This window comes from Chamaesiphon sp. VAR_48_metabat_403 (assembly GCF_031422475.1).
In the GTDB taxonomy this organism is placed as follows: Bacteria; Cyanobacteriota; Cyanobacteriia; order Cyanobacteriales; family Chamaesiphonaceae; genus Chamaesiphon.
On record NZ_JANPLS010000272.1, the window covers coordinates 1 to 2,502 of the forward strand.

Here is a 2,502-nt window from a genome sequence, read left to right on the forward strand (position 1 = left end):
TCAAATGGGTGGGGTTGTCCATGACGGGTGAGAGCATTGACTAACATACATGGTTCGTCAGTGAGATTGATGGCTGAGTGGGGTACCATCGGGGGAATAGTTACTACTTTGGGTTCGCGATCGTTTAAGGGAATATATTGATATTTACCATCGTGTAAAACTACCAAAAAAAAACTCCCCCGTACCACCATCAAGCGATCGGTTTGATACTTATGCACGAACATATCATCGATTGTGTTGGCAGGAATTTGTACCAACATCGTTTCATGGCTAGCTTGTGGAGTATAAAATTGAACCGTACCCGCTTGAGCTGATGTGAGCGAATGAATTTCTATGCCTTTTGATAGTGACATTTTCTAATCTCCAAGTAATTTGAGATAGTTAGCCGAAACAAGGTAGTACACTGCCGATCGATAATTAAGCGATCGATTACAAGAATGAGTACACCCGTAAATTTAATGGGTATACCCTAATGGTAACCAGTAAAAACCCGATTTTTTGTTACCAAACAAACAAATTGTATATTTTTATAACAAATGACGTGTAAATGCGTCAAAAGCAGCATTGGTTAGTCACGACAATCGAGCTAGAAACTAATGCCCAATCGAGCGGTGATACCACGGAGGGAATGATATCCCAACCCCACGCTGACACCATTTCCAGGGCTGTAGGTTACTCCACCGCCAACCGCGCCAGTGACATTATTCTCGTCAGTTTGTTTGTAGAGTTCGCTAGTGGCTAGCGACTGAGCGATTCGCGCTTGGCTTTGGAAATACACGCCGACACTACCGTAGATAGCCACGCGCGGCGCAACATCTACAAAGCCCAAGACATCAGCACCCCATTGGGGACTGAGCTTTTTAAGACCGAGATCGGTGAAGAAAAAATTACTAGGTAGGGAAAAATTATTAACCGATCGTGGCAAACTATCCTGGTTAAAAATTCCGCCAATTTCAAAGCCGATATTATTGTAGCGGATGCCAATACCGGGCGAGATGGCTCCATCTTTAAGTCCGATCGATCCTAAAATCTGGGTGTTGCTGGGAGTATTATCCCTGCTGCTAGAATTGCGATCTGTTGAGGTTGATGTCGGCTCGGTGCTATAAATCGGCGTGAAAATTATCGGTGCGGGGGTAGTGTAGTAGGGGTAAAACGGATCGTAGTAATAGTTAGGACGATTATTTTGCTGGCGCAATCTCGTTAATTCGGCATCGGCTTCGCGGACTTTTTGCGGATCGCTCCCAGATTCGCGCACTTTGTTGACTTGTTCTCCTACCTGACGTTCGATATCTCTGTTGTTGTTATGGTAATTATTATTCTGTACATCTTGCCGTAACTGTTCGCCATCCTTGAGTACTCGTTCGGCTTCGCGTTGGCGGTCTAATTGCTCTTGAGTAGGTGCTTGAGCGATTTTTTGCGATCTCGTCAGCACTGAAGATTGTGAAGGCGATGCAGCCAGACTACGCTCGATCGGCATCAATCCGATTGCCAGTATTATCGCCGCACAGATCGCTCTGAATGTTTGAAGTGACATAGCTCGATCTCCCTAAATAAATGTAGTTTATTCCCTATCTAATTGGGCAAGGGTTTTTCATTTATGCTAGTAATTAGGCTTTAGGTTTTAGGCTTTAGGAAATATCTCCCCGTCTCCCCACACTCTTACTCTTCACTCCTCACTCCCCCCTTATACCACCGATACCAACTTTGGGAACTGCGAATTGCCAGCCACAATAGTAACAAAGCAATTAAACCGCCAGAATTTGGTGCTTTGAAGGCAAACAGCACTAATAACACGCACAAGACATCTTCTAAGAGCACTGCCCAGGTGGGTAATCCTTTGAGTCGGTAAAACCAGCCAACTTTGACTAGTTGCAATACTAGCGCGACTAAGCCTCCTACCACGCCGAAAATCCAGATGAGGTGGGTTGGTTGAAGTTGCAAGATTCTAGATACCGCCATCGCCATGACAGCACCCACTAGCGGGCTGAATACTAGTTCGACGAACTGCAAAAGTCGCTGTCCCCAGAGTTGCTTGGAGACGAATAGTTCGAGCAGCGTCCAAGCTGTAAGTACGGCAATGACAACTTGAGGTGGCAATCGATCGAGGATCGGTACCCGTTGCCACATGTCACTTTGAATTAATCCGATTACCAACAGTGGAAGTGCGATTCGCATTCCAGCCGCAGCAGAGACTGATAATACAGCGAGGATTCCAATCATGAATTTTTCTGCTGTTGAAAACTTGTCGTCTAGCTAATAGTGACAGCGCGATCGATCTGAATGTGCCCCGTTCGACTGGCGACATACCATTATAAATCCGATTTACTATCGATCGATATGTTACAGTATTGCCATAATTTAGTAGAAATCGATCGTCGTAACTTGTACCGATCGATAGCGTAAGATAGAGCTATCTTAGTTAAATCGACTCTCATTTTAGATCTACCTATGGCCGATCGATCTCCCGTCCTGGATGTTCGTAATTTACGGGTGCAATTCCTC

General features: G+C 45.2%; 3 protein-coding genes. All 3 read right to left on the minus strand.

Annotated features, from left to right (window positions below; translation table 11 throughout):
- Positions 1-353, minus strand: a 353-nt coding sequence (locus tag RMO79_RS12570; RefSeq protein ID WP_310483507.1) for a dTDP-4-dehydrorhamnose 3,5-epimerase, incomplete at its 3' end; no start/stop codon positions are given.
- A 233-nt stretch (positions 354-586) separates the two neighbouring features.
- On the minus strand, positions 587-1,534 hold the full coding sequence (locus tag RMO79_RS12575) for a hypothetical protein (RefSeq protein ID WP_310483508.1): 948 nt from the start codon (positions 1,532-1,534) through the stop codon (positions 587-589).
- 125 nt (positions 1,535-1,659) lie between these two features.
- Positions 1,660-2,220, minus strand: a complete 561-nt coding sequence (locus tag RMO79_RS12580; RefSeq protein WP_310483509.1) for a DUF4126 domain-containing protein — start codon at positions 2,218-2,220, stop codon at positions 1,660-1,662.
- Positions 2,221-2,502 lie beyond the last annotated feature (282 nt).

Bases quoted from the DNA above. Each gene is read 5' to 3' on its own strand.
- RMO79_RS12575 (WP_310483508.1), bottom strand. From the start codon at position 1,534: ATGTCACTTCAAACATTCAGAGCGATCTGTGCGGCGATAATACTGGCA.
- RMO79_RS12580 (WP_310483509.1), bottom strand. From the start codon at position 2,220: ATGATTGGAATCCTCGCTGTATTATCAGTCTCTGCTGCGGCTGGAATG.